Annotated in this window: 26 protein-coding genes, 1 tRNA gene and 1 pseudogene; 13 read left to right on the forward strand and 15 right to left on the reverse strand. The window is 72.0% G+C overall.

Going from position 1 to position 25,977, the window contains the following annotated elements; all coding sequences use genetic code 11:
- Positions 1 to 1,035, reverse strand: coding sequence for a phosphotransferase family protein (locus AB0937_RS28425; protein WP_366715428.1), 1,035 nt, complete (start codon positions 1,033 to 1,035; stop codon positions 1 to 3).
- Positions 1,036 to 1,234: 199 nt separating this feature from the next.
- On the opposite strand from AB0937_RS28425, the gene AB0937_RS28430 reads away from it, so the two are divergent.
- Positions 1,235 to 2,188 carry an NADP-dependent oxidoreductase gene (locus AB0937_RS28430; RefSeq protein ID WP_366715430.1) on the forward strand — a complete coding sequence of 318 codons (954 nt, stop codon included), beginning with the start codon at positions 1,235 to 1,237 and terminating at the stop codon, positions 2,186 to 2,188.
- 56 nt (positions 2,189 to 2,244) lie between these two features.
- Entirely contained in the window at positions 2,245 to 2,721 is a 477-nt protein-coding gene (locus AB0937_RS28435; RefSeq protein WP_366715432.1) for a hypothetical protein, read from the forward strand.
- Between the two features lie 31 nt (positions 2,722 to 2,752).
- Here the strand turns inward: AB0937_RS28435 and AB0937_RS28440 are convergent, their stop codons facing one another.
- From AB0937_RS28440 to AB0937_RS28455, 4 genes are read right to left on the reverse strand one after another with little or no spacing between them, the layout of a single operon-like run.
- Positions 2,753 to 3,088 (reverse strand): DUF202 domain-containing protein, encoded by a 336-nt coding sequence (locus tag AB0937_RS28440; RefSeq protein ID WP_366715434.1) that lies wholly within the window; start codon positions 3,086 to 3,088, stop codon positions 2,753 to 2,755.
- Positions 3,085 to 3,477 (reverse strand): DUF202 domain-containing protein, encoded by a 393-nt coding sequence (locus AB0937_RS28445; RefSeq protein ID WP_234847675.1) that lies wholly within the window; start codon positions 3,475 to 3,477, stop codon positions 3,085 to 3,087. Before AB0937_RS28445 ends, AB0937_RS28440 begins: the two co-directional genes overlap by 4 nt.
- Positions 3,478 to 3,487: 10 nt before the next feature.
- Positions 3,488 to 4,030 carry an NUDIX domain-containing protein gene (locus tag AB0937_RS28450; protein WP_366715436.1) on the reverse strand — a complete coding sequence of 181 codons (543 nt, stop codon included), beginning with the start codon at positions 4,028 to 4,030 and terminating at the stop codon, positions 3,488 to 3,490.
- A 45-nt stretch (positions 4,031 to 4,075) separates the two neighbouring features.
- Positions 4,076 to 4,981 carry a DMT family transporter gene (locus AB0937_RS28455; protein WP_366715438.1) on the reverse strand — a complete coding sequence of 302 codons (906 nt, stop codon included), beginning with the start codon at positions 4,979 to 4,981 and terminating at the stop codon, positions 4,076 to 4,078.
- Between the two features lie 364 nt (positions 4,982 to 5,345).
- On the opposite strand from AB0937_RS28455, the gene AB0937_RS28460 reads away from it, so the two are divergent.
- The 4 genes from AB0937_RS28460 (at position 5,346) to AB0937_RS28475 (ending at position 9,310) form a co-directional block, all read left to right on the forward strand.
- On the forward strand, positions 5,346 to 6,296 hold the full coding sequence (locus AB0937_RS28460) for a hypothetical protein (protein ID WP_366715440.1): 951 nt from the start codon (positions 5,346 to 5,348) through the stop codon (positions 6,294 to 6,296).
- Between the two features lie 34 nt (positions 6,297 to 6,330).
- Complete coding sequence (locus tag AB0937_RS28465; RefSeq protein ID WP_366715442.1) at positions 6,331 to 7,866, forward strand: APC family permease; 1,536 nt, start codon at positions 6,331 to 6,333, stop codon at positions 7,864 to 7,866.
- A gap of 111 nt (positions 7,867 to 7,977) precedes the next feature.
- Positions 7,978 to 8,703 carry a molybdopterin-dependent oxidoreductase gene (locus AB0937_RS28470; RefSeq protein WP_366715481.1) on the forward strand — a complete coding sequence of 242 codons (726 nt, stop codon included), beginning with the start codon at positions 7,978 to 7,980 and terminating at the stop codon, positions 8,701 to 8,703.
- Positions 8,687 to 9,310, forward strand: coding sequence for a cytochrome b/b6 domain-containing protein (locus AB0937_RS28475; RefSeq protein ID WP_366715444.1), 624 nt, complete (start codon positions 8,687 to 8,689; stop codon positions 9,308 to 9,310). Before AB0937_RS28470 ends, AB0937_RS28475 begins: the two co-directional genes overlap by 17 nt.
- Before the next feature lie 147 nt (positions 9,311 to 9,457).
- On the opposite strand, the gene AB0937_RS28480 is transcribed toward AB0937_RS28475, so the two are convergent.
- From AB0937_RS28480 to AB0937_RS28495, 4 genes are read right to left on the reverse strand one after another with little or no spacing between them, the layout of a single operon-like run.
- The gene (locus tag AB0937_RS28480; protein WP_366715446.1) at positions 9,458 to 10,489 is read right to left on the reverse strand and encodes an L-idonate 5-dehydrogenase; all 1,032 of its coding nucleotides are present in this window, start codon (positions 10,487 to 10,489) and stop codon (positions 9,458 to 9,460) included.
- 19 nt (positions 10,490 to 10,508) lie between these two features.
- A complete protein-coding gene (locus AB0937_RS28485) occupies positions 10,509 to 11,273 on the reverse strand; it encodes an SDR family oxidoreductase (protein ID WP_366715448.1) in 765 nt (254 codons plus the stop codon).
- Between the two features lie 10 nt (positions 11,274 to 11,283).
- Positions 11,284 to 12,681: a gluconate:H+ symporter gene (locus AB0937_RS28490; RefSeq protein ID WP_366715450.1), complete on the reverse strand. Its 1,398-nt coding sequence runs from the start codon at positions 12,679 to 12,681 to the stop codon at positions 11,284 to 11,286.
- A gap of 52 nt (positions 12,682 to 12,733) precedes the next feature.
- Positions 12,734 to 13,252 (reverse strand): gluconokinase, encoded by a 519-nt coding sequence (locus AB0937_RS28495; protein WP_366715452.1) that lies wholly within the window; start codon positions 13,250 to 13,252, stop codon positions 12,734 to 12,736.
- A 138-nt stretch (positions 13,253 to 13,390) separates the two neighbouring features.
- On the opposite strand from AB0937_RS28495, the gene AB0937_RS28500 reads away from it, so the two are divergent.
- Positions 13,391 to 14,092 carry a FadR/GntR family transcriptional regulator gene (locus AB0937_RS28500; RefSeq protein WP_366715454.1) on the forward strand — a complete coding sequence of 234 codons (702 nt, stop codon included), beginning with the start codon at positions 13,391 to 13,393 and terminating at the stop codon, positions 14,090 to 14,092.
- A gap of 50 nt (positions 14,093 to 14,142) precedes the next feature.
- Here AB0937_RS28500 and AB0937_RS28505 read toward each other — a convergent pair whose 3' ends face one another.
- Both AB0937_RS28505 and AB0937_RS28510 read right to left on the reverse strand, forming a co-directional pair.
- Positions 14,143 to 14,517, reverse strand: a complete 375-nt coding sequence (locus AB0937_RS28505) for a YchJ family metal-binding protein (RefSeq protein WP_366715456.1) — start codon at positions 14,515 to 14,517, stop codon at positions 14,143 to 14,145.
- 63 nt (positions 14,518 to 14,580) lie between these two features.
- Positions 14,581 to 14,665 (reverse strand) — tRNA-Leu (locus AB0937_RS28510).
- A 195-nt stretch (positions 14,666 to 14,860) separates the two neighbouring features.
- On the opposite strand from AB0937_RS28510, the gene AB0937_RS28515 reads away from it, so the two are divergent.
- From AB0937_RS28515 to AB0937_RS28525, 3 genes are all read left to right on the forward strand, one after another.
- On the forward strand, positions 14,861 to 16,186 hold the full coding sequence (locus tag AB0937_RS28515; RefSeq protein ID WP_366715458.1) for a M20/M25/M40 family metallo-hydrolase: 1,326 nt from the start codon (positions 14,861 to 14,863) through the stop codon (positions 16,184 to 16,186).
- 149 nt (positions 16,187 to 16,335) lie between these two features.
- Positions 16,336 to 16,569, forward strand: a complete 234-nt coding sequence (gene chpH, locus AB0937_RS28520; RefSeq protein ID WP_366715460.1) for a chaplin ChpH — start codon at positions 16,336 to 16,338, stop codon at positions 16,567 to 16,569.
- Positions 16,570 to 16,700: 131 nt separating this feature from the next.
- On the forward strand, positions 16,701 to 17,582 hold the full coding sequence (locus tag AB0937_RS28525) for a chaplin (RefSeq protein WP_366715462.1): 882 nt from the start codon (positions 16,701 to 16,703) through the stop codon (positions 17,580 to 17,582).
- A 79-nt stretch (positions 17,583 to 17,661) separates the two neighbouring features.
- On the opposite strand, the gene AB0937_RS28530 is transcribed toward AB0937_RS28525, so the two are convergent.
- Positions 17,662 to 17,850, reverse strand: a complete 189-nt coding sequence (locus tag AB0937_RS28530; RefSeq protein ID WP_030244084.1) for a DUF5703 family protein — start codon at positions 17,848 to 17,850, stop codon at positions 17,662 to 17,664.
- A gap of 47 nt (positions 17,851 to 17,897) precedes the next feature.
- Here AB0937_RS28530 and AB0937_RS28535 point away from each other — a divergent pair, with 47 nt between their 5' ends.
- On the forward strand, positions 17,898 to 18,623 hold the full coding sequence (locus tag AB0937_RS28535) for a hypothetical protein (protein ID WP_366715464.1): 726 nt from the start codon (positions 17,898 to 17,900) through the stop codon (positions 18,621 to 18,623).
- Between the two features lie 63 nt (positions 18,624 to 18,686).
- Here the strand turns inward: AB0937_RS28535 and AB0937_RS28540 are convergent, their stop codons facing one another.
- From AB0937_RS28540 to AB0937_RS28550, 3 genes and pseudogenes are all read right to left on the reverse strand, one after another.
- Positions 18,687 to 21,182: a helix-hairpin-helix domain-containing protein gene (locus AB0937_RS28540; protein WP_366715466.1), complete on the reverse strand. Its 2,496-nt coding sequence runs from the start codon at positions 21,180 to 21,182 to the stop codon at positions 18,687 to 18,689.
- Entirely contained in the window at positions 21,179 to 22,165 is a 987-nt protein-coding gene (locus AB0937_RS28545; protein WP_366715468.1) for an aldo/keto reductase, read from the reverse strand. The genes AB0937_RS28540 and AB0937_RS28545 overlap by 4 nt, the downstream gene beginning before the upstream one ends.
- A gap of 174 nt (positions 22,166 to 22,339) precedes the next feature.
- Positions 22,340 to 23,440 (reverse strand): annotated as a pseudogene (locus AB0937_RS28550) (pectate lyase); the annotation flags it as partial.
- A 211-nt stretch (positions 23,441 to 23,651) separates the two neighbouring features.
- Here AB0937_RS28550 and AB0937_RS28555 point away from each other — a divergent pair.
- Together AB0937_RS28555 and AB0937_RS28560 are read left to right on the forward strand one after the other, a co-directional pair.
- Positions 23,652 to 24,707: an LLM class F420-dependent oxidoreductase gene (locus AB0937_RS28555; RefSeq protein ID WP_363120351.1), complete on the forward strand. Its 1,056-nt coding sequence runs from the start codon at positions 23,652 to 23,654 to the stop codon at positions 24,705 to 24,707.
- 278 nt (positions 24,708 to 24,985) lie between these two features.
- The gene (locus AB0937_RS28560; RefSeq protein WP_366715470.1) at positions 24,986 to 25,774 is read left to right on the forward strand and encodes a ferritin-like domain-containing protein; all 789 of its coding nucleotides are present in this window, start codon (positions 24,986 to 24,988) and stop codon (positions 25,772 to 25,774) included.
- Positions 25,775 to 25,977: the final 203 nt, after the last annotated feature.

The raw sequence follows: 25,977 nt of genomic DNA on the forward strand, positions 1-25,977 counted from the left end.
TCAGCCCTCCTGGAGGCCTTCGTGGAGCGTGGTCAGTCCGTGCCGGACGAAGACGGGGACGAGGTCGCCGATGCGGTCGAAGCCGCGCCCGACCGTTTGGCCCAGGGTGTAGCGGTAGTGGATGCCCTCGAGGATCACCGCGAGCTTGAACCAGGCGAACGCCGTGTACCAGGCGACCGCGGAGACGTCGCGCCCCGAGCGCGCGGCGTACCGCTCGATGAGTTCCGACGGCGCCGGATGCCCGGGCGCTTCGGCGGTCGTGGAGACGGGGGAGTCGGGCATGCCGAGCGGCATGCTGTACATCACCAGCAGGCCGAGGTCGGTGAGCGGGTCGCCCAGCGTCGACATCTCCCAGTCGAGGATCGCCTTGATGCGGTCGTCCTCGCCGATGAGGACGTTGTCGAGCCGGTAGTCGCCGTGCACGACGGCCGGCGCGGGGGAGTGGGGCAGCTCGCGCCCGAGGGCGGAGTGCAGCTCGTCGATGCCGTCCAGGTCCCGGTTGCGGGAGGCGTCCAGCTGCTTGCCCCAGCGCCGCAGCTGCCGGTCCAGGAAGCCCTCGGGCCGGCCGAAGTCCGCCAGGCCCACCTCGCCCGGATCGACCGCGTGCAGTTCCACCAGCGTGTCGACGAGGTTCAGCACCGCGCCCCGGGTCCGCTCCGCGCCGATCGGGGCGAGCTGGTCGGCGGTGCGGTAGGGCGTGCCGTCGACGAACTCCATGACGTAGAAGGGCGCTCCGAGCACCTCCTCGTCCTCCCACAGCAGTACCGGCTGCGGAACCGGTACGGCGGTCGGGTGCAGCGCGCTGATCACCCGGTGCTCGCGCTTCATGTCATGCGCGGTGGCCAGGACGTGGCCGAGCGGGGGACGGCGCACGACCCACCGGGAGGTGCCGTCGGAGAGCGCGTAGGTGAGGTTCGACCGTCCGCCCTCGATCAGCCGGCCGGACAGCGGGCCGTTCACCAGACCGGGCCTCTCGCGCTCGAGCAGGTCGCGCAACCGTTCGAGATCGAGTCCGGGCGGATGGTCGGGGCTCATGCGTGGCTCCTACGGGCAGGTGAACAGTTCCCGACTTATGATGCCGACCGGTCGGTATGTCGTCCAGAGCGGGACCGAAACGTGATCGGAGCCACGATAGGCCGACCCCTCCTCGCGCGAGGAGCCCGGGGAGGTCCCGGCCGGTTCGTTCAGGTCATCCGGCTTGCGTGTCGTGCGGCGACCCCGGAAGGTCGGACCCATGAAGGCCATCAGCTACTCACGGTACGGCGGTCCCGAGGTACTGGCGTTCGGCGAGGTCCGCGATCCGAAGGTCGGTCCGGACGCGGTGCTGGTCAAGGTCCGGGCGGCGGCCGTGAACCCCGTCGACTGGAAGGCCCGCGAGGGATACCTCGACGGGATTCTCGCCCCCGTCTTCCCTGTGGTGCCCGGCTGGGACCTCTCGGGCGTCGTCGTGCGGCCGGGCGTGGCCGTCTCGGAGTTCGGCGTCGGCGACGAGGTCATCGGCTACGTGCGCGAGGACTTCCTCTCCCGCGGCACCTTCGCCGAGTACGTGGCCGCACCCGTGCGCGCGCTCGCGCGCAAGCCGCGCAACCTTTCCTTCGAGGAGGCGGCCGGGCTGCCGCTCACCGGGCTCACCGCCTACCAGGTGCTGGCCAAGGTGCTGCAGGTGAAGCGGGGCGAGACCGTGCTGGTGCATGCCGCGGCCGGCGGCGTCGGCTCGATCGCCGTCCAGCTCGGCGTCCACCTCGGCGCCCGGGTGATCGGTACGGCGAGCGAGTCCAACCACGACTTCGTGAGGGGCCTGGGCGGGGAGCCCGTGGTGTACGGCGAGGGCCTGGGCGAGCGGGTGCGGGGACTGGCCCCGGAGGGCGTGGACGCGGTGTTCGACACTGTCGGCGGCGACGCTCTGAAGGTGTCGGCGAACCTGCTGGCGCCCGAGGGCCGCCTGGCCTCGATCGCCGACAACGACGTCGTGACCTACGGCGGCCGCTACTACTTCGTCCGCCCCGACGCCCAGGACCTCCAGCGCCTGTCCGACCTGGCGGAGCAGGGCGTGATCAGCGTGCACGTCGACGAGACGTTTCCCCTGGAGCGTGCGGCCGACGCGTACCGGCTGAACCAGGAGGGCCGCACCCGCGGCAAGATCGTCGTGACGGTGGACTGGGCGAGCGAGGGCGAGGCACCGGCCTAGGGTCCCCCCGGCGCACCCGGGACTTCGGCCGGGCAGCTCCCGGGCAGAATGGGCCCGTGGCCGTGGAGAAGAACGCAGTGTTCACCCTGCCGAGAGGTGCCACGGGCTTCTTCCGGCCGAAGGACGGACCGCTGCCGGAAACCGGCACGCGGGCGTTCCGGACAGCGCTGTACGCGGCCGCCCGGGCGGCCCGGGGCCGAGTGGGCGGGATGGAAGCACAGGAACACCCCCGTTCGTTCCACATCGCGACGGTCGTCGAGGGCGCCGGTGAGCGCGTCGTCCTCTGTCACGCGCACCACCCCTGGACCGCCTTCGCCCGAGAACGCCGGGACTGGTACACCGACGAGTTCCTCGCACCGCCACCGTGGGCCCGGACCTTCACCGACCTGGGTCTCACCGTGCTCGATCGCGTGCGGCTCACCCTGCCGCTGTCCGAGGTCGACACCTCGGTCCTGACCCAGGACGAATGGCGCCTGGTACGCCTCCACGGCATCACCACACTGGGCGGAGTGCTCTTCAACGCGTGGGACTGACGTCCGGGCGGGACGGTGTGCCGGACGGAGGTCAGAGCACGAGGGCGGCTCCGCACAGTGCCATCGCCACCGTGCACAGCACCGCGGCTGCCGCGTGCCGGGGCGCGAACGCCGCGGGGCTCGCGGCGGTCGCGAGAGCGCGGACGCGCCGATGGGCCACGCTCAGGAAGCCCAGCCAGAGCACACAGCACACGGCACAGGCGACGACCCCGGCCGCGGAGGTCCCGCCGTGCAGGGCCGCCTTGACCGCCAGCACCGCGACGACGGTGCCCGACAGCGTCGTACGCCGCCACGCGAGCCGGGTCCGCTCGGGCTGCAGCCCGGGATCCCGGTCGGGGTCCCGCCGCCCGGCGACGGGCGTGCTCACCCCTCCCACCCCACGAGCACCACCACGACCATGGCGACGGCCACGACCGCGACGACGAGGCTCAGCAGCGCCGGGAACCGGGACACCGGCAGGTCCTCACCCCGGCGCATGGCCCGCTCGCAGCGCACCCAGTGGTTGACCGCCCGCAGGGAGCACAGCACGCCCGCGGCCAGCAGCGCGAGCGCCAGCCCGGCCCGCCAGGCCCAGCGCAGGTCCGGCAGGAACTGGTCCACGGCGAAACCGCCGCCGATCAGTGCGAGCGCGGTGCGCACCCAGGCGAGGAAGGTGCGTTCGTTCGCCAGCGAGAACCGGTAGTCGGGCGTCTCGCCGTCCTCCCGGATCTCCGCGGGCGCGAACCACAACCGGACGTTCCGTACGAACTCGATCACGTGCGCGACCCTACCCGGGAGCCCCGCCCCGCCCGGTTCCGGCCGCCGTCCGGAACGCCTTGAGCCGCTCGTACGCGGCCAGCCCGTCCGGCACCCACTCCCAGTCGCCCAGGCGCCGCTCGACCTCGGCGTCGGTCAGGAAGCCGTGCCAGGCCACCTCCTCGGCCTGGGGCCGCACCGGGAGCTCGCAGCGCACCTCGTAGACCGCCGACCACCAGGTCCGGCCGGAGCCGTCGTCGTAGAGGAACGTGAAGAGGTGGCGCGGCCGGGGCAGACCGGTCACGCCCAGCTCCTCCTCGGCCTCGCGCAGGGCCGCCTCGTCGTAGGACTCGCCCGCGCCGACGACCCCGCCGACGAACATGTCGTGGAGGGAAGGGAAGACCAGCTTGGTCGCGGTACGCCGGTGCACGAAGATCCGGCCCTCGGCGTCCCGGGCCTGGATGAACACGCAGCGGTGGCGCAGGCCCCGGGCGTAGACCTCGCCGCGCGGGGCCTGCCCGACGACCCGGTCGTGCTCGTCGACGACGTCGAGGATCTCCTCAGCAGCGCTCATGTCCTCATCCAAGCAGGGCACGGGAGCACCGCGGGGCGGGGCCCCTCAGGACGAGGCCGGGCTCACCGCCGGGGCGGCCACCCGGGCGTGCTCGGAGGCTCCGTGCGGCATCGCCGGATGCATACCGAGCAGCACGATCCCGGCGACCACGGCCAGCAGGCCACCGGCCTCCCAGCTCAGGGCCACCGCGTCGGTGCGCAGCCGGTCGCCCAGGAACCCGACGCCGCAGACGATCCCGGCGAGCGGCTGCGCCGCGGTCAGGGCGGGCAGCGACTTGCGCAGGGACGCGGTCTCGAACGCGCTCTGCACGAGGACCAGCCCCGTGACGCCCAGCGCGAGCACCGCGTACGGCTCCCAGCCGGTGAGCAGCTCGGCGAAGCCGCCGTCGGAGACCTTCTGCCCGCTGACCCGGGTCAGCGCGTCCTGCACGCCGTACAGCAGCCCGGCGGCCAGGGCCAGCAGCACCGGACCGGAGCTCAGCCGGGACCGCTTGCCGCGGGTCGTGAGCAGCAGGGCGAGGCCGATCATGACCCCGATGATCACCCACTGGCGCACCGGATCGGCCGTCGCGGCGCCGCCCTCCGGCCGGCCCGCCACGATGAACGCGGTCACTCCGCCGGCCAGCAGCACGAGGCCGGACCAGCCCTGACGGCCCAGCGGCTGCCGGCTCTGCCTGCGGGAGAGCGCGAGCGCGAACAGCAGGTTCGTCGCCAGCAGCGGTTCCACCAGGGACAGCTCGCCCTGTCCCAGCGCGGCGGCGCCCAGCCCCATGCCGACCGCCATCAGTGCGATGCCGCCGAGCCAGCGGGGCACCTTCACGAGGTCGATCAGCAGGCGGAAGGAGAGGAAGTCGCTCAGCGGGGCCCGCTGGGCCGCGTTCTGCTGCAGGACGAAGCCGAAGCCGAGACAGCAGGCGGCACCCAGGGCGAGCGCCAGAACAAGAACCGACACGCGGTGTACCTCGATCGTCAGGTCGGGTCACGGTTGCGTAGGGGCCGACTGTACCGGCCGGCTCCGCCCGGCGCGCCCGTACGTCATGCCATCGTCGGGGGCGGTACCGACCCGCGCTATGACGTACGTCACATTGGACGTAACGGAAAAAACGGATGCCGGTCACGCTGGCCTCATGGGTCTCGTGAATCACAAATCCCTCACAAATACCGGCAGTTGACGCGTGTAACGCCCTGGCGGGCCTTGACGGCAACCGTTGGCTGGGGGTTTGCTGTGCGTGATCAGTTCATGGCGATGCGCACATACGCGCTCCTTCTGCCGCCGTGAGCCGAAACACCAGAAGAGCGCGTGAGGAAGTCCCGCGGTGCCCCCACCCCCGCCTCCCCTCGGCCGTGGCCGCAGACGCGCGGCCCAGGCCTTCGACGAGGCCCTCGACGACGCGGACCTCATGACCGCGCGTGCCGCACTGGCACAGGGCCGCTGGCAGAACGCCCGTTCCCTGCTGGTGCACACCGGGGACGACTGGGACCGGCGCGGCCACCGCGTCAGCGTCCTCGCCGGGGAGTCCTACTGCGCCGCGTGGGCCCGGGAGTGGCTGCTCGCCGAACCCGAGTCCGCCGACGCCTCCGTCCTGCTCGCGCTCGCCCAGGTCAGGCGCGCCCTGCACGGCAAGGCCAAGCCCGACCGCGCCCGGGAGGCGTGCCGGACCGCCGCGGACCGGGCCCCCGCCGACCCCACCCCCTGGCTGGGCCTGCTCATGCTGGAGTGCGCGCTCGGCAGCGACCAGGACGCCGTTCGCAGCTTCGAGGCGGTCCGCGGCCGGTACGCCGACCACCACCACGCCCACCATCTGATGGTCGCCCGGCTCGCCGGCCGCCGCGCCGAGGCCGGCCCCGACCCGCTGCACGAGGTCTACGACTTCGCCAACTGGGCCGCCGAACAGGCACCCGCCGACTCGCCGCTCGCGATCCTGCCGGTGATCGCGCACGCCGAGCGCTACCGCGTGCTGGCCGCCGCCGGCCACGAACCGGCCGACCCCGCCGCCTCGGGCCACTGGGCGGGCCGCCGGGCACGGCAGGTCATGAAGGCCGCCTTCGACTGGTGGCTGGAGTGGGAGCTGGAGGGGCACCCGCGGCGGCTGGTCGACCTGAACTTCCTCGCCCACGCCAAGTTCTGCGAGGGGCGGGGAGCCGAGGCCGCCGCCCTCTTCAACCGGATCGGCCGGTATGCCACACCGGCTCCCTGGTCGTACCCGGACCGCGATCCGCACACCGCCTTCGCCGCCGCCCGCGCCGCCGCGCTCGGCACGGCCTGACACCCCCGACCCGAGAAGTGAGGACGCTCCCCCGATGACCACCGACAGTTCGAGAACGAGCCCGTCCGCCCCCGGCGGCATCAGTACGTTCAAGGGGCAGGAGCGTGCCCTGCGGGCCGACCGGCTCGGCACGGGCGGCCTGCTCCTCTCCGTCCTCGCGGCGACCGCTCCGCTCATGGTCGTCGCGGGTGTCATGCCCACCACATTCGCGGTGATGGGCATCGTCGGCCAGCCGCTGCTCTTCGTCCTCCTCGGCGTCGTCCTGATCCTCTTCAGCGTCGGATACGCCGAGATGAGCCGCCACGTCCACAACGCGGGCGCCTTCTACGCGTACATATCCCGCGGCCTGGGCGCCACCGCGGGTGCGGGTGCCGCCCTGGTGGCTCTCGTCGCCTACAACGCGCTCCAGGTCGGCATCTACGGCATCTTCGGCTTCGAGGTCTCCGGGCTCCTCGCCACCTACGCCGACGTGCAGATCACCTGGTGGATACCGGCACTCGTGGCCGCGCTCGCCGTCGGACTGCTGGGCTGGCTCAAGATCGACGTCAACGCCCGCGTCCTCGGCGTGCTGCTCGTCATCGAGGTGCTCCTGGTGGTGATCTTCGACGTCGCGGCCCTGGCCGACCCCGGCAAGGAGGGCCTGTCGCTGCACGCCTTCAATCCCGACACCCTGAGCGGCGCCGGTGTCGGCACCGCGCTGTGCTTCTGCATCGCCGCGTTCCTCGGCTTCGAGCAGGCCCCGGTCTACGCGGAGGAGACCAGCCGCCCGCACGTCCTGGTGCCGCGCGTGATGTTCCTCGCCGTCGGCGGCGTCGCCGTCTTCTTCGCGCTGAGCAGCTGGGCCCTCACCGTTGCCACCGGCCCCGGCGCCATCGTCGGCACGGCCCGGAAGCAGAGCGCGGGACTGCTGTTCTTCCTCACCGACTCCCGCCTCGGCGGCACCTTCACGGACGTGCTGCACGTCCTGTTCGTCACCGGCATGTTCGCCGCGCTGCTCAGCTTCCACAACGTCGTCGCCCGCTACGCCTTCGCCATGGGCCGCGAGGGCCTGCTGCCCGCCGCCTTCGGCCGCACCAGCGGCAGCAGCGGCGCGCCGGGCACCGGCTCGCTGCTCCAGACCGTCGTGGCGGTGCTGGTCGTGGCCGCCTTCGCGGTCGTCGACGACAAGCCGGCCGGCGACCCCACCGCACCCGTGCTGCAGCTGTTCACCTGGTTCGGCAACGTCGGCGCCCTCGGCGTGATCGTGCTGATGGCGGCGGCGTCCCTGTCGGTCGTCGTCTTCTTCGTCCGCCGCGGCGCCGCCGGTGCCCAGGCCTGGCGGCTGGTCACCTCCGCACTGGCGGGCAGCGCCCTGCTGGTGATCGCCGGATACACGGTGAAGGACTTCGAGGTGCTGGTCGGCGCCGGTCCCGACTCCTCGCTCAGCTGGGTACTGCCCGGCATCATCGGCCTGGCAGCGCTCGCCGGCGTGGTCCTCGGCCTGGTGCTGCGCACCCGCGCCCCCGAGAAGCACGCCCGGATCGGCCTCGGCAACGAGGCGTTCCAGCTGGACAAGGCCGCCTCAGTCTGACCCGCTCGGCGCAAGAAGTGGTTACGGAAATCTGACGAGCACCCGCGGTCCCTGTCCTGCCGGGGCCGCGGGTGTTCGAATGAATACGTGAACGAGGACGTACACCCGGGTGTGAACGACGAGCACCCCGAAGAGCGGGGCACCCCGATCGGCCGCCGCGTCTTCCTCGGCACCCTCGCCCTGGGTGCCGCGGGCGTGGTCGCCGCGCCCCCGCTGCAACGCGGCCTGGAGCGCTTCCTCGGCGGCGCGGCCGACAAGGACCCCACCGGCCTGACCGGCCTGCTCCCCAACGGCGGCGGCTTCCGCTACTACTCGGTCGCCTCGTCCGTCCCGCGCAAGAACGCCGGCAGCTACCGCCTCACCGTGGACGGCCTGGTCGAGCGCCCCGCGACCTACACCCTCGACGACCTCAAGGCCCTGCCCCAGACCCGCATGGTCCGCGACGTCCAGTGCGTCACGGGCTGGCGCGTCCCCGACACCCCCTTCGAGGGCGTACGGCTCTCCCGGCTCCTGGACACCGCCCGGGTACGCCCCACGGCCAAGGCCGTCCGCTTCACCTGCTTCGACGGCACGTACACCGAGAGCCTCACCCTCGACCAGGCCCGCCGCGCGGACGTCCTGGTCGCCCTGCGCATGCAGGACAAGGACCTCGGACACTCCCACGGCGGCCCGGTCCGCCTCTACGTGGCCCCCATGTACTTCTACAAGTCCGCCAAGTGGCTCTCCGGCATCACCGTCACCGACGAGGTCCGGCCGGGCTACTGGGAGGAGCGCGGCTACGACGTCGACGCCTGGGTGGGCCGCTCGAACGGACGGGACGATGACCCTACGAGCTGACACGCCCCCGGCCACGGCGGAGGTCCGGCGCTTCAGCACCGCACAGCGCTGGATCCACCGCACCACGGCCGCGCTGATGGGCGTCTGCGTCGCCACGGCCGCCTGCCTCTACGTCCCCCAGCTCGCCGAACTCGTCGGACGCCGCGACCTGCTCGTCACCGTGCACCAGTGGTCGGGTCTCGCCCTGCCCGTCCCCGTCCTGGCCGGCCTCGCCTCCCGGGCGTTCCGCGCCGACCTCGGCCGCCTCAACCGTTTCGGCCCGCACGACCGCACCTGGCTGCGCGCCGCCCTGCACCGCGACAAACGCCCCGCGTCCCGCCCCGCGGCCAAGTTCAACGCCGGGCAGAAGCTCTACGCCGCCTGGATCGCCGGCGCCACGCTGGTCATGCTCGCCACGGGCCTGATGATGTGGTTCACCCACCTCACCCCCCTGCTCTGGCGCACCAGCGCGACCTTCGTCCACGACTGGCTGGCCCTCACCATCGGCATCGTCCTGGCCGGCCACATCGGCATGGCCCTGGCGGACCCGGAATCCAGACGGGGCATGCGCACAGGCAAGGTGCCCAGAGACTGGGCGGAGCGAGAGCACCCCCTATGGCGCCCTTAGTGCTCCCCCCTCAGGGGCGCGGGGAACTGCGCGATCAGCCACGATGCTCCCGCACTTCGCAAGGCGCCCGCAGTTCCTCACCCCTGGGGCGCGGGGAACTGCGCGAACAACCACAGCGCACCCGCACCCGCCCGACGACGCACACCCCTACGACGAAGCCGCGAAATCCAACAGCACCTTGCAGGACCGACTCCGATCAGCGGCCAGCGCGAACGCCGACTCGGCCTCCCCCACGGGAACCACCGCACTGATCAGCCCGTCGAACGCCGCCTCCGTACCCAGCAAAACCAACGCCTCGTCGAACTCCCCGTCGAAGCGGAACGCCCCCCGCAGCTCGATCTCCCGGCTCACCACCAGATTCCCGGCGAACGGACTGTGCCCCGCCGGCAACATCCCCAGCTGCACGACGGTCCCGCCCCGCCGCACCCGCCGCAGACACGTGTCGAGCCCCGCGGCCACCCCGGACGCCTCGACGGCCACGTCGACCTCGTCCGGCCAGCCACGGTCATCGGCATCATCGGCCCGTACGATCGTCCCCGCCCCGGCGATCCGCCCGTACTCCAACGCCTCGGGCAGCAGATCCGACACCGTCACGTGCGCGGCCCCGGCCGCCTTCGCCGCCGCGACCACCAGGCACCCGATCGGCCCGGCGCCCGTCACCAGCACATGCCGCCCCGCGATCCCCCCGGCCCGCCGCACGGCGTGCAGGGCGACCGCCAAGGGTTCGGCCAGGGCCGCACGCCGCAGCTCCAGTCCGGCGGGCAGCGCCCGCAGCTGCCCGGCGGGCACGACCACCTGCTCCGCGAAACCCCCCTGCACATGCGGAAACCGCGCCGCGCTCCCGAGATACCGGGTGTCGCGGCAGACGTTGCGCATCCCGGCCGCGCACTCCGCACACACCCCGCACGGAGTTGCCGGATGCACGGCGACCGCGCTGCCCGGAGCCGGCCCCGCGGCACCGGTGCCGTACTCCACCACCGTCCCCACGACCTCGTGCCCGAGCACCATCGGCTCCCGCAGGCGGAAGTCACCGACCCCGCCGTGCCGCCAGTAGTGCAGATCGGACCCGCACACCCCGCCGTACCGCACGGCGACCAGCGCCTGCCCCGGCCCGGGTCGCGGCACCGGCAGCTCCGCCACCCGCAGTTCGCGCCGACCGTGGATCACACAACCCCGCATCACGCCACCTCCCGGCAGGTCACAGCACGCTCGTCATACCGCCGTCGACATACAGCACCTGCCCGTTGACGAAGTCCGCCGCGGGGGAGGCGAGGAACAGCACTCCGCCCACCAGGTCCTGCGTGCGCCCCCAGCGCCCGGCCGGGGTGCGCCGACGCACCCAGGCGCTGAACTCCTCGTCCTCGACCAGCGGCCGGGTCAGCTCGGTCTCGATGTAGCCCGGCCCCAGCCCGTTGACCTGCACCCCGTACGGTCCCCAGTCCGCGCACATGCCCTTGGTGAGCATCTTCAGCGCGCCCTTGGCGGCCGCGTACGGCGCGATTCCGGGCCGTGCCACCTCGCTCTGCAGCGAGCAGATGTTGATGATCTTCCCGTGGCCGCGTTCCGTCATCCGGCGCGCCGCCTCCCGGCCGACCAGGAAGGCACTGGTCAGGTTGGTGTCCAGGATCCGGTGCCAGTCGGAGTCGGTGAACTCCAGCAGCGGGGCGCGCAGTTGCATGCCCGCGTTGTTGACCAGGATGTCGAGCGGGCCCACCCGCTCCTCGACCTCGGCGACCCTCGAGGCCACCGACGGTCCGTCGGTCACGTCGAACGCGGCCGTGCGCACCCGGTCGCCGGGCAGCGTGGCGGCGGCCTCGGCGAGCCGGTCCTCGTCTCGCCCGTTCAGCACGACCGTGCAGCCGGCCTCCGCGAGACCGCGCGCCAGGGCGAGTCCGATGCCCCGGCTGGAGCCGGTCACCAGGGCGGTACGGCCGCCGATGTCGAAGAGGGGGTGAGCCGTCATCGCCGTACTCCTAGATCACGAGTGACAACAGCAGGACCAGGCCGCCGGCGACCACCGAGATGATCGTCTCCATGACGGACCAGGTCTTGATGTTCTGGCCGACACTCAGCCCGAAGTACTCCTTCACCATCCAGAACCCGGCGTCGTTGACATGGCTGAAGAAGAGCGAGCCGGCGCCGATGGCGAGGACGAGCAGGGCGGCGTGCGTGGTCGACATGTCGGCCGCGAGCGGGGCGACCAGACCGGCCGCCGAGACCGTGGCCACCGTCGCCGAACCCGTCGCCAGGCGGATCACCACCGCGATCAGCCAGGCCAGCAGCAGGGCGGGAACGGCCCAGTCCTTGGAGATGTCCAGGACCATCTGGCCCACGCCGGTGTCGATCAGCGTCTGCTTGAAGCCGCCGCCCGCGCCGACGATCAGCAGGATGCCCGCGATCGGCATGAGGCTCTTCTCCACGAGCGGTGAGATCCGCTCCTTGGCGAACCCGGCGGGCCGCAGCAGCGTGAAGATGCCGAGCAGCACCGAGGCGAGCAGGGCGATCATGGGCGCGCCGATCACGTCGAAGACGCGCTGCACCGGGTTCTCCGGGTCGTCCACGACGATGTCGACCAGCGCCTTGGCCAGCATGAGGATCACCGGCAGCAGCACGGTGAAGAGCGTGGCGCCGAAGCCGGGACGCCTGTCGAGCTCCTCGGACGGGCGCTGCGGGATCATCTTCTCGGGGGCGGGCACGTCGACCCAGCGGGCGGCGTACTTCGAGAACAGCGGGCCGGCGATGATCACGGTGGGTATGGCGACGAGGACGCCGAGCGCCAGCGTCACGCCGAGGTCGGCCCCGACGGCGTCGATCGCGACCAGCGGGCCGGGGTGCGGCGGCACCAGGCCGTGCATCACGGACAGGCCCGCGAGCGCCGGGATGCCGATGCGCATCAGCGAGTAGTTGCCGCGCTTGGCGACCATCAGCACGACGGGGATCAGCAGCACGATGCCGACCTCGAAGAACAGCGGCAGTCCGATCACGGAGGCGATCAGCACCATCGCCCACGGCATCGACCGCCCGCCGGCCTTCTCCAGGATGGTGTCGACGATCTGGTCGGCGCCCCCGGAGTCGGCGAGCATCTTGCCCAGGATCGCCCCGAGGGCGATCAGCACCCCGACCCCGGCGACGGTGGTGCCGAGGCCGGCGCTGAAGCTCGTGAGCACCTTGTCCAGCGGTGCCCCGGCGATCGCGCCGAGCACCAGTGACCCGATGGTCAGGGACAGGAACGCGTGCAGCTTGAACCTGGTGATGAGCAGGACGATGACGGCGATGCCCGCCAGGACGGCGATGCCCAGCTGAGCGTGGCCGGCCGAGGTGATCGGCTCGGGTGCGTCCGCTGCCAGCATCTCGACGCTGAGTCTGGTCACGGGTGGGTTCCCTTGCGTTGGGGAGTAGGGGGAGGGAGACGGCCGGCTGGGGCTACTGCACGGGTTCGGGGAGGTCCTCCAGGGCGAGCGCCGCCCGCCGGGTGATCTCCTCCGGACTGCCCGAGACATTCACCTCGACGCCCGCCTCGTCCGCCTCCAGGGGCTGGAGCGTGGCGAACTGGGAGTCGAGCAGCGCCGTGGGCATGAAGTGCCCCTGCCGGTGCGACATCCGGTCCTCGATCAGCGCGCGGTCACCGGCGAGGTGCACGAAGACCACGCCGGGTGCGGCGGCCCGCAGCCGGTCGCGGTACGACCGCTTCAGCGCCGAGCAGCTGACCACCCCGCCGAGCCCCGCCCGGCCGTGCGCCCACGCGCCGATGGCGTCCAGCCACGGCTGGCGGTCCTCGTCGGTGAGCGGGGTACCGGCCGACATCTTGGCGATGTTGGCCTGCGGGTGGAAGTCGTCGCCCTCGGCGTACGGGACGCCGATCCGGGCTGCGAGCAGGGGACCGATGGTGGTCTTGCCGGTGCCCGCTACGCCCATGACCACGACGACGTGGGGGGTGTTCATCGCTGCCTCACTGTCTGCTGTCCGAGGTCGACACGTGATGTCGACGCAACTGAAACCCATTAGGTACGACTAATTCAAGAGCCCGTCATGAATAAGTCTGACTTTTTGTCTCCGTGATCTACCCCGTACGCTGAGTGCATGAGCACACCGGGCCGGGGGCTGCACGGCCATGTACTGGACACCCTGGGCCCCGAGATCACGGCGGGTGAGTACCCGCCGGGCAGTGTCCTGCGCACCGACGAGCTCGCCCAGCGTTTCGACGTGTCGCGCTCCGTGATGCGCGAGGCGGTCCGCGTCCTGGAATCCATGTACCTGGTCGAGTCCCGCCGCCGCGTCGGCGTGACGGTCCGCCCGAGGTCCGAGTGGAACGTCTACGACCCGCAGGTCATCCGCTGGCGCCTGGCCGGCGCGGACCGGCCCCGGCAGCTGCGGTCCCTCACGGTGCTGCGCTCGGCCGTCGAACCCGTCGCGGCCGGCCTCGCCGCCCGGCACGCCACGGCCGAGCAGTGCGCCGAGCTCACCGAATGCGCCCTCGGCATGGTCGCCCACTCACGCGGCCACAAGCTGGAGGGCTACCTCCTGCACGACGTCGCCTTCCACCGCGTCATCCTGGAGGCTTCCGGCAACGAGATGTTCGCCCGCCTCGGCGACGTCGTCGCGGAGGTCCTGACCGGCCGCACCCAGCACGACGTGATGTTCGAGGACCCCGACCCGGCCGCCGTCACCCTGCACGTCCAGGTCGCCGAGGCGGTCCGCGCGGGCGACGCCGCCCGGGCGGAGGAACTGACCCGCGAGATCACGGTCGGCGCCCTCCAGGAACTCGACATCCTGGCGCCGTAGCCCCGGCCGGGGGCCGGCACTTCGCGTCGTCCCGCTGTTGCTGCTCCCCGTTACGCCGGGAACTCCCCGTCGACGTACACCCAGGCCCCGTCGACCCGCTCGAACCGGCTCCGCTCGTGCAGGGACCCGCCCCGGTACGACGCCCGGAACTCCACCGTCCCGCTGGTGTGGAAGGCCGAGCCGCCGCTCGCGCCCAGGATCGCCAGTCCGGTCCACCGCATGCCCGGGTCCGGCTCCAGCGTCCCGGGCCGCGTCCGCGGATGCCAAGTTCGCAGCAGGTACGCCACGTCCCCCCGCACGAAGGCGCAGTAGCGCGACCGCATCAACGCCTCGGCGGTCGGAGCGGCGGCCGCCCCGGAGTGGAAGCGCCCGCAGCACGCCTCGTACGCCTCGGGGAGCCCGCACGGGCAGGAACGCCTGGTCATGGTCACCTCTCCGCGGAAACGCCCGAGGGCCGTGACCTCGCGGTCACGGCCCTCAGTTTCATGTGTCCGAGGGGGGACTTGAACCCCCACGCCCGATAAAGGGCACTAGCACCTCAAGCTAGCGCGTCTGCCATTCCGCCACCCGGACAAGGTGTCTGTCGCGTGGGTTATCCCCGCGGCGACGACGTAAACATTACCAGGCTTTCCGGGGTGGCCGATCACCCCCGTCCGCACCCCGGCAGGGCGTGAACGGCGTGTGACGGGCCTGTAGCGCTCTTGGGGCGCGGACCGGGGAGAGAGAGGATGAGGGGGACCCACCAGCAGTGACACCGGGAGGAAGCACGTGAGCGAGACGGACACGGCCAGGAGCGTCACCGGCGAGGACGAGGTCGTGGACCTCTGCCGCGAGCTGATCCAGATCGACACCAGCAACTACGGCGACCACTCGGGTCCCGGCGAGCGGAAGGCGGCCGAATACGTCGCAGAGAAGCTCGCCGAGGTCGGGCTCGAACCGCAGATCTTCGAGTCCCACCCGGGCCGCGCCTCCACGGTGGCCCGGATCGAGGGCGAGGACCCCTCCCGGCCCGCGCTCCTCATCCACGGCCACACCGACGTCGTCCCGGCCAACGCCGACGACTGGACCCACCACCCCTTCTCCGGTGAGGTCGCCGACGGGTGCGTATGGGGCCGCGGGGCCGTCGACATGAAGGACATGGACGCGATGACCCTCGCGGTGGTCCGCGACCGGCTGCGCAGCGGGCGCAAGCCCCCGCGGGACATCGTCCTCGCCTTCCTCGCCGACGAGGAGGCGGGCGGCACCTACGGGGCCAAGCACCTCGTGCGCAAGCACCCCGAGCTGTTCGAGGGCGTCACCGAGGCGATCAGTGAGGTGGGCGGGTTCTCGTTCACCGTCAGCGAGCAGCGGCGGCTCTATCTGATCCAGACGGCCGAGAAGGGCATGCACTGGATGAAGCTCACCGTGGCCGGCACGGCCGGGCACGGATCGATGATCCACCGGGACAACGCGATCACCGAGCTGTCGGAGGCCGTGGCGCGGCTGGGGCGGCACAAGTTCCCGGTGCGGGTCACCAAGACCACCCGCGCCTTCCTCGACGAACTCGGTGACGCGCTCGGCACCGAACTCGACGCGGAGGACATGGAGTCGACCCTCGCGAAGCTGGGCGGCATCGCCAAGCTCATCGGCGCGACCCTGAGCAACACGGCCAACCCGACGCAGCTCGGCGCCGGTTACAAGGTCAACGTCATCCCGGGCGAGGCGACCGCCCACGTCGACGGACGGTTCCTGCCCGGCCACGAGGAGGAGTTCCTCGCCGACCTCGACCGGATCCTCGGCCCGAACGTGCGGCGCGAGGACGTCCACGCCGACAAGGCCGTGGAGACCACCTTCGACGGTGCGCTGGTGGGGGCGATGCAGTCCGCGCTGCTGGCGGAGGACCCGACCGCCAAGGCGATCCCCTACATGCTCTCCGGCGGGACGGACGCCAAGTCGTTCGACGACCTGGGCATCCGCGGCTTCGGCTTCGTGCCGCTGAAGCTGCCGCCGGAGCTGGACTTCGCCGGCATGTTCCACGGCGTGGACGAGCGGGTGCCGGTGGAGGGCCTGCGGTTCGGTGTGCGGGTGCTCGACCGTTTCATCGACTTGTCCTGAACGGGCGCCGGGGAACCGTGGTATTCGGTCGCGCGTGCGGGATCGACTGGGAAGAGTGAATGCGCCGATAAGCTCGTAGCCTCATTACTCCCTCCTCGTTACAGGTAATGCGATCGCAAGATGGGTCGCTTTGCTAACTAGGAGGATTAATGATCAAGAAGGTCGTCGCTGCTGCTGCCGCCACCGGTGGACTGGTTCTCGCGGGTGCGGGCCTGGCCGTCGCCGACTCGGGTGCTCAGGGTGCCGCCGTGCACTCCCCGGGCGTCCTGTCGGGCAACGTTGTCCAGGCGCCCGTTCACGCCCCGGTGAACGTCTGCGGCAACACGGTCTCGGTGATCGGGCTGCTGAACCCCGCCTTCGGCAACACCTGCATCAACAAGTGATGCTTTCCCCTCGGTGAGGGGAGTCCAAAGCCATCGGTCCCGGAGAGCGTGCCAAGCACTCCGGGACCGAACGCTTCTTTCGGGGAATTCAAGAAGAATTCGAGACAGGGTCGAAGGCAGGTATTCAGTAAATGCGACAGGTCACCCGCAAGGGTCTGATGACCGTGGCGGCCGCGACCGGCGTGATCGCCGCGGCGGGCGGCTCCGCCCACGCCGACTCGGGCGCCCAGGGCGCGGCGTCGGGCTCGCCCGGCGTGCTGTCCGGAAACTCCGTGCAGGCGCCGGTGTACGCGCCGGTCAACGTGTGCGGGAACACCGTCAACGTCGTCGGTGTGCTCAACCCGTCGGTGGGCAATTCCTGCGCCGCCAAGGGCGGTGGACCGTCTTCGGGGGGGTACGGCGACCAGGGCGGTCACGGCGGTACCCACGCGGGCGGGCACGCCACCGACTCGCCCGGAGCCGGCTCGGGCAACCACGTCCAGGCGCCGGTCCACGTACCGGTGAACGTCTGCGGCAACAGCGTCGACGTCATCGGCGTCGCCAACCCCAGCACGGGCAACGACTGCTCCAACGGCGGTGCCCACCACGGCACCCCGCCCGGTGGCGGCCACGAAACCCCGGGCGAGCCCGGCGGCTCCGGCAACCCCGGTAACCCGGGGAACCCCGGCAACCCGGGTGAACCCGGCAACCCGGGGAACCCCGGCAACCCGGGTGAACCCGGCAACCCGGGGAACCCCGGCAACCCGGGCCCCGGGACGCCGGGTCACCCCGGAAACCCCGGTGAGCCCGGACACCCCGGCACCCCGGACACCCCGCCCGGCACCGGCGGCGAGTCCCCCGGCGGCTCCTCGCACGGCAACAAGCCGGGCGGCCGGCTGGTCACCCAGCCCGACGGCGATGCCCAGCTCGCCAGCACCGGCAGCGACCTGCCGCTCGGCCTGGTCCTCCCGGCCGGCGCCGGCGCGCTGCTCGCGGGCGCGGTCCTCTACCGCAAGGCACGCGCCTCGGCCTGACCCCCCCGCACAACGGAGCGGGCCCCGCCGACGCGGGGCCCGCTCCGTCATGTGTCTTCTTCCCGTGCTCCGTCTTCGCTCACCACGTGGCCCGCACCTGGCGGATGATCCGTCGGCGCAACCGCACCCTGCGGCTGCCGTCACGCAGCAGGCTCAGACGGTACAACTCCCAGTGTCCGTACTCCGCGTGGTCCGTCAGCAGACGTGCCGTTTCCTTGCGGGAGACCCCGCGCGGCACGTACACGTCGACAAATTCGTATTCCGGCATCGCATCTATTGTGCGGGCTGGGCCCCGGTACGGATAGCGTCTGCACTATGTCTGATGCTGCGCAGCCCACCGCTGCCGAGGTACGCGCCGCCGCCGAGGCGGTGAAGACCGCGCTCGACCGCCACCTGGCCGCTGTCGAACGCAGGTCGGGGGAGGACGACCCGGCCGTCTACGAGGCGTTCAACCAGCTGGCCGCGGCCGCAGAGGTGTACGACGAACTGCTCTACGACCGCTATGACGAGGTCACACCCTTCGAGATCCCCGGCGCCGAGGACGCGCTGCCCCCGTACACCGGACCAGAGGAACCGAACGCGCTGAGCGTCCTGATCCGCCGCGACTACGCGGTCGCCGAACCGCAGCGCCTGCTCGCCCAGGCGCAGCGGATCGAGGCCGCGGAGGGTGACGACGGCACTCCGGCCTCCGGGACGGTGCACGGGGCGCTCGGGCTGCTCTTCGGGGAGTTCGAGCCCGACGAGATCGCCTCCCGGCACAAGGAGTTCGGGCTGGAGGAGGGCGACTCCACGCTCTGGGTGACGGCGGCGGACGAACCGGCCGAGCCCGGTGAGTGGCTGGAGGAGCCGTTCGAGCAGGTCGATCCGCAGCAGGTGGTCTGCCGTTTCGACGTCAGCGCCGTCTTCGACGACGAGATCGACGACGTCGACGATGACGAGGACGACGAAGACGGCGAGGACGGCGACGGTTTCGAGGACGATGCCGTCGGCGACCTGGACGAAGACGAGGACCTGGAGCCGCTGGACGCGGACCGCCGCTGAGCGCACACGCCGGCGATCACAGGGGTGGGGGTCAGGAGCGACGGCTCCTGACCCCCACCCCCGTCACGTGCCGCTGATCTGAGGCGCGAGCAGCACCGGAAGCCGGGTCGTGCGCGGCTTCGCCGGAACCTCGGCCACGGCACGGGGCAGCGCCTGTTCCACCCCGTGCACCACCGACAGATGCCGGTCGGCCCGCCCGAACGCCGTGTACACCCAGGGCCGGCTGAGTGCCTGCGCCGCGTCGCCGGGCAGTACCACGACCACCGCGGGCCACCGGCTCCCCACGGCCTGGTGCGCGGTCAGCGCCCACCCGTGCCGTACCGACTGCTCCACGCGCTCCTTCGGGACGACGAAGGTCTCGCCCTCGCACGACAGGTGCAGTCCCTCGGCGTCCGCGGTCACCACATGGCCCGGCAGGGCACGGCCCGGAACGGGGGAGTAGACGATCCGGTCACCGGGGTCGAAGCCGCCGAAGCGGCCCGGGCCCGGATTGAGTCGCTCCTTCAGCGCGGCGTTCAGCACCCGCGTCCCCACGGCCCCGCCGTGCCCGGGGGTGATCACCTGCGTCTGTGCGGCCGGCACACCGATCGCCCGCGGCACGGAGTCCACGACGAGCTGCACCGTCCGGTGCACGGCCTCGCCCGCGTCCCGCACCGGCACGATCACGATCTCCTTGCCGGGGGCCTCGACCTGGTTCAGCTCGCCGACGCCGACACCGGAGACCAGCTCGCCCAGCGGCCCGGGATCCGGCCGCCGTGAGGCCACCTGGGGGCAGATCCGCGCCGCGAGCAGATCCGCGAACACCCGGCCCGGCCCCACCGACCACAACACCGCCGGATCGCCCGACAGGACCAGGCGGGCCCCGTCCGGCATCGACTCGGTCAGCAGAGCCGCCGTCTCGACGTCCAGCTGGGGCGCGTCGAGCACGACGAGCAGGTCGAGATCGAGGGCGCCGTCCGCGTCCCGGCCGGGACCTTCGCGGCCGGCGAGCAGCCCGGAGACGGTGGCGACGGGGAGGCCGGTGCCCGGACCGTCGGCCGTCCCGGGGCGGTCCGGTGCGTCCCCGGCGGGCGTGCCGGGCTGCCGGGAGGCGTCTGCCCCGTCCGCCGGCCCGCCGGTCCGTCGCAGCAGGGCCGCGAAACGGGTACGGCCGAGCGGGCCGTGCGTGGCAGCCCAGGCCCGCAGCCCGAGCGAACGCGCGGCGTCCAGCAGCGCCGCGGGCTCGGCCAGGGACGCCTCCCCGCCGGTGTGCAGCACCAGGCCCTGACCGGCCGCCGCACGGATCAGCTCCGCCGTGGAGCCCCGGGCCGCCGCGGCGGCCCGTTCCCAGTCCGCTGCCGAACCGTCCTGCTTGGGCGTCGAGTTGACCAGCCGGGCCAGGCCGTCGGCCAGGCTCTCCTCCGCCAGCGCGTACCGCTCCAGCCCGACGAGGACGCGGACCGGACGCTCCTCGTCGTCCTGCTCGCCCTCTTCGTCCGTCCGGGCCGGAGCACCGGCCTCCTCCAAGGCGTCCTGGAAGACCAGGGCCTCGCCCTCCGCGATCGCGCCCTGCACGGCACCTTCGGGCTCCGGCACGCCGCGCTGTGCCAGGGCCGTGAGGAGCGCCGGCATCTCCAGGGCGGTGTGCCCGGCCAGCGCCGCCTGCTCCAGGAGCCAGCCGGTGACGGCCCGGCCGCGCCGCTCGTCGTCCGGGCCGCACTCGGCGCCGAGGAGCGCCCGTGCGAAACCGTCGGCCTGCTCGGGGCGCACGCCGGGGATCCGCAGCAACTGCCAGGGGTCGGCGCGCAGCTGTGCGTCCGCGCCCTCGCCCAGGGCCGCGGCGACCTGGGGCGCGAGCACCTCCGGGGCTCCGCCCTCGCCGAGCACCTGCCGGACGGCCTGCACCGCCTGGGGTGCGGGAGCAGTCTGCGCGACGACCGGCTCCGGTGTCACCGGCTGCGTCCGCGGCTCCGGCTCGGGGGCGGAGCGGCGGGGGGCGGGCCGGGGCTCCTCGAACACCGTGGCCTCCGGCTTCTCGCCGCTCTCGACGGCCCGTACGGCCGCGAGCAGATCGGCGGCCTTGCCGCTCAGCTTGGTGCCGCTGCGGATCGGGCCCTTCCGCCCGGCCTTGCGCTGCTCGATGCGCTCCCGCTCGGCCTGCTGGGCCCGAAGCTCGGCCTCCGCTTCGGAAATCTGCCCGGCGTCAGCGTCACCTGCGTCACTGTTCTGCGCCCCGGCGGTCCGCCCGGCGTCACCGTCACCGTCACCGTCGCCGTCGCCTGCGTCACTGCTCTCCGCCCCGGCGGTCCGCCCGGCGTCCGGGTCACCGCTCTCCGCTGGGGAAACCTGCCCGGCGCCCTGGTCACTGCGCTGCGCTGCGGCTGGACCTCCGGCCTCCGCGTCGCCGCTCTCCGCCCCGGCCATCTGCCCGGCCTCCGCGTCACCGCCCCCGGTGCCGGGCGTCTGCTCGGGACCGGGCTCGTCGGGGCTACCGGTCCTGTCGGCCTGTGCGGCGTGTGCGGTTTCGGCGCCCGGCGTCCCCGGCTCGGTGTCCTCCGTGGTCTCGGGCTCCGTGCTCACAGCGTGCTCCAGTCGTGATCGGGATAGCGGTGCACGGGCGCCGACACATCGTCGAGCGCCCGGCAGATCTCGTCAGGAAGACTAAGGGTCTCCACTGACAATGCCGCCGTGAGCTGCTGCGCGTTGCGCGCGCCGACGATCGGGGCGGTGACGCCGGGCCGGTCGCGCACCCACGCCAGGGCCACCTGGAGCGGCGTCACCGCAAGCCCGTCGGCCGCGGTGGCCACGGCGTCCACGATGCGGCTCGCCGTGTCGTCGAGGTACGGCGCGACGAAGGGCGCGAGGTGCTCGGAGGCACCGCGTGAATCCGGTGGCATCGAGTCGCCCCGGTACTTGCCCGTCAGCACTCCGCGCCCGAGCGGCGAGGAGGGCAGCAGTCCTATCCCCAGGTCCATGGCGGCCGGCAGCACCTCCCGCTCCACACCGCGCTGGAGCAGGGAGTACTCCAGCTGCGTCCCGGCCAGCCGGGTCCGGATGCCCGGGGCCGCCAGCTGCCAGGTCGCGGCCTTGGCCAGCTGCCAGCCGCAGAAGTTGGAGACGGCCGCATAGCGCGCACGCCCACTGGAGACCGCCAGGTCGAGCGCCTGGAGGGTCTCCTCCAGAGGGGTCTGTGGGTCGAAGGCGTGTACGTGCCACAGGTCGACGTAGTCCGTGCCGAGCCGGGAGAGCGAGGCGTCCAGCGCGGCGAGCAGATGGCCGCGGGAGCCGTCGAAGCGGCGGTCGGGGTCCGGCACGCTGCCGGCCTTGGTCGAGACGACCAGGTCCCGGCGGGGCACCAGCCCTTCCATGAGCCTGCCGAGCAGGTACTCGGCCTCCCCGTCCCCGTACACGTCCGCGGTGTCGACGAGGGTCCCGCCCGCTTCCCAGAACGTCTTCATGAGGTCCGCGGCGTCGTGCTCGTCGGTGTCCCGCCCCCAGGTCAGGGTGCCGAGTCCGATGCGGGACACACGAAGGCCGGTGCGGCCGAGATGCCTCTGCTCCATGAACGCCGAGATTACTGGCCAGAACCTGCCGTGTGAGTGGCCGCGGACGACGGATTTCCGGAGGCGGCCGGCCGATTGCCGAGCACCGGCCGCCCGCCTCCGTCCTCGGCGGTCACCTCCCCGTTTCCGGCACCCCCCCTTCCGGCACCGGCCGCCCGCCGCCGTCCTCGGTCAGCACCTCCCGTCCGACACCAGCAACCCCTTGTTCGCGCCCGCCGTCCGGCTCACCACGGCCGGTACGCACCCCGCCGCGTCGAGGGCGTAGGAGTAGGGGATGGCGACCGTGGTGTTCGACTTCGGGTCCGGGCCGGCCGGATGGTTCTCACCGCCGGGGGCGGACCAGGTCACGTTGTCGAAGATGTTGCCCCCGACCTGCCAGTACCCGGCCTCGTCGGTGTAGAAGGTCCCGAGGACGTCCTTGGAGTCCTCGAAGTAGTTGTTGTCCACCTTGGCGCGGGCGCCGGCCCGGGAGTTGATGCCGGACTCGTTGAGGCGCGCGTAGTGGTTGTTGTAGAGGTGAGCGATGCCGCCGCGCAGCAGCGGGGCGCGGGAGTCGATGTTCTCGTACCGGTTGTGGTGGTACGTGATGTAGCCGTTCGACCGGTCGCTCTCGCTGTTCCCGACCAGGCCGCCCCGGCCGGAGTTGCGCAGCACGCTGTAGGACAGCGTCACGTACTGGGTGTTGTCCTTGAGGTCGAACAGCCCGTCGTAGCCCTCCGGCTCGCCGCCCGACGCCTCCAGGGTCGTGTGGTCGATCCAGACGTTGCGGACGTCGCGCTCGATGCCGATGGCGTCCCCGCCGTTGGACGTGGGGGAACCCGACTTCTTGACGTTCCGCACGGTCACGTTCTGGACGACGATGTTCTTCGATTCGCGGATGTGGATGCCCAGTTGATCGAAGAGGGCGCCGCCGCCGACCCCGACGATCGTCACGTTGCTGACCTTCTTCAGCTCGATCACGCCGTCCGCGGTGTCGCAGCTGCCACCCGACACCTTCTTGGTGTTGGCGTGGTTGATGGTCCCGGTGACCTCGATGGTGATCGGGGTGCTCGCGCTCGCCCGGCCGCACAGCGCCCGGTGGATCGCCGTTCCCGTCGTCGCCCGGACCGTCGCGCCTCCTGCGCCGCCGGTCGTCCCGCCGTTCTGGGCCGCGTAACCGGTTGCAGTGCCGGCCGCCGCCGCGGCCTCGGGCGCCGTGCCGAGTGTGCCCAGCGCTGCCGCGAGGATCGCTGCGGCCGACGCCGCGCGGAGCCCCAGGGGGAGTGCTCGCTTCATCCTTGCCTCTCCGTCCGTCTTCGGAAGGTGGGTGCTGGAAAGCGCTTTCCATGCCGAAAGGTAAGAACGTGCCGTGGACGCGTCAATGGTCGCGACCATGATTTCTGTTCATCCACGTAGACAATGCGTCGGCGGTGGCCGTGTACCTGCCCCCGGCCCGCGCGCTAGGGTGCCCGCACAGGCACGTTACTGATCAGTAAGGGGATGTGGCATGCAGCTCGGTATCAACCTCGGCTACTGGGGTGCGGGAATGGACGCGGACAACCTGGCCGTCGCTCAGGAGGCCGACCGGCTCGGCTACGCCGTCTGCTGGGCCGCCGAGGCCTACGGCTCCGACGCCGCCACCGTGCTGAGCTGGGTAGCCGCCCAGACCGAGCGCATCGACGTCGGCTCGGCCATCTTCCAGATCCCGGCCCGCCAGCCCGCGATGACGGCCATGACCGCCGCCACCCTCGACTCCCTCTCCGGCGGCCGATTCCGCCTCGGCCTCGGTGTCTCCGGCCCGCAGGTCTCCGAGGGCTGGTACGGCGTCAAGTTCGACAAGCCGCTCGCCCGCACCCGTGAGTACGTCGAGATCGTCCGCAAGGCCATGACCCGCGAGCGCCTGTCCTACGAGGGACAGCACTGGACCCTGCCCCTGCCCGGCGGTCCCGGCAAGCCCATCAAGCTCACCGTGCACCCGCAGCGCGAGCACATCCCGCTGTACATCGCCGCGATCGGCCCGAAGAACCTCGAGCAGACCGGCGAGATCGCCGACGGCGCCCTGCTGATCTTCCCCTCCGCCGAGCACCTGGAGGACACCACGATCACGCACCTGCGCGCCGGGCGCGAGAAGGCCGGCAAGACCCTCGACGGGTTCGACGTCTGCCCGACCCTGCCGCTCGCCGTCGGCGACGACAAGGACGTGGCCGCGCTCGCCGACACCTTCCGCCCCTACACCGCGCTGTACGTCGGCGGCATGGGCAGCCCCAAGCAGAACTTCTACAACCAGCTCGCCCAGCGCATGGGCTACGAGCGGGAAGCCGCCGAGATCCAGAGCAAGTACCTCTCCGGCGACAAGCAGGGCGCCGCGGCCGCCGTACCGCACGACCTGATCGACAAGACGACACTGCTCGGTTCCGTCGACCGGATCGCGGACCGGATGAAGGCCTACGCCGCGGCCGGGGTCACCACCCTCTCGCTCGCACCGGCGGGCTTCACGCTCGACGAGCGGCTCGCCTCCCTCAGGGCCGGCACGGAGGCCCTGGAGCGCGCCGGGCTCGCCTGACGGCTTCGACGGTCGCGCGTCCCAAGTTCCGCGGCCGTGGTGGGGGCTCGGGGGTCTTCCCCGCCACGGCCGTCACGCGGAACAACGCGCCGGGGCCGCCCTCGGTTACGGCACAGCGGCCTCTTTGCCGACCGGGGCCCCGCGGCCCCCGCATCCTCCATTCGGCGGAGTTGTCCCTCACACCTGTTGCAGCGCCCCCCACCCCGCACTTGACTCGTTCTTCGCGGAAACCTGCGGAATGTCGCAGTACGCCCACGCGCGCGGGAGAGGTGCCCACGATGCTTTCGGCCAAGAGTCTGTTCCAGGAGATCCTCGACAACGACGAGTCCTTCGCCCTGTTCTGCTCCATCGCCGCGAGCGGTGAGTCCCAGGGCGGCTGGGAGAACGCCCGGATCGCCGCCCTCGTGCCCGAGGCCGAGCGAGAACTCGCCCCCAAGATCAGCCGGCACGGCGCCGACGAGGACAAGCACGGCCGGATCTTCAGCGCCCTCATGAAGAAGCGCGGCCTCGACCCCGTGCCGGTCCCGCCCGAGACCGACTACACCATGCTCCTGGAGAAGAACGGCATCGGCCTCGCGCACGAGCAGCTGAGGCGCGACGAGCGGCTCACGGTCCAGGACATCGTCACCTACCTCTCGCACAGCCGGGTCACCGAGCAGCGCGCCTCGGAGCAGATGGACCTGCTCCGCAAGCACTTCGCCGACCACCCCGACGTCGGCCGCGCGGTCAAGCAGATCTCCAACGACGAGGACAACCACCTCGCCTACTGCCACGAGGAGCTGCTGCGCTTCGCCTACGCGGGCCACGGCCGGGCCATCCAGCGCACCCTGCGCGCGTGCGCGCTCGCCGAGATCCGGATCTACCGGGACGTCAGTCTCGCCGTGATGGCGCACATGGGCCGCATCCTCGGCTGGTCCAGGGCCAAGTCGGCCGTGCTCGCGGCGGGCATCCACGCGATGTACGCCTACGAACGCATGGGCGGATGGCGCCGGATGGTGTCGCTGACGCCGCCCGAGCGCCGCAACGCCCTCGGCGGCCCCGCGACCCCGGAACCCGAGTTCGCCTGAACCGGCCCGCCCAGGTCGTGTCCGCAAAGTCCCGCCTGCGGCGGACACGACCTGGTGCCGCGGCAGGCGACGTTCGCCCCGTCGCGACCAAACGCTGCCTGCCGCGGCACTAGGGTCCGTCTTCAAAGATCGCTAGATGGTGGATCATGGTGGCGTGGTACGCCGTCATGAACTCACGGACCAGGAGTGGGAGTTACTCGCTC

Source organism: Streptomyces sp. NPDC047880, assembly GCF_040706515.1.
GTDB lineage: Bacteria > Actinomycetota > Actinomycetes > Streptomycetales > Streptomycetaceae > Streptomyces.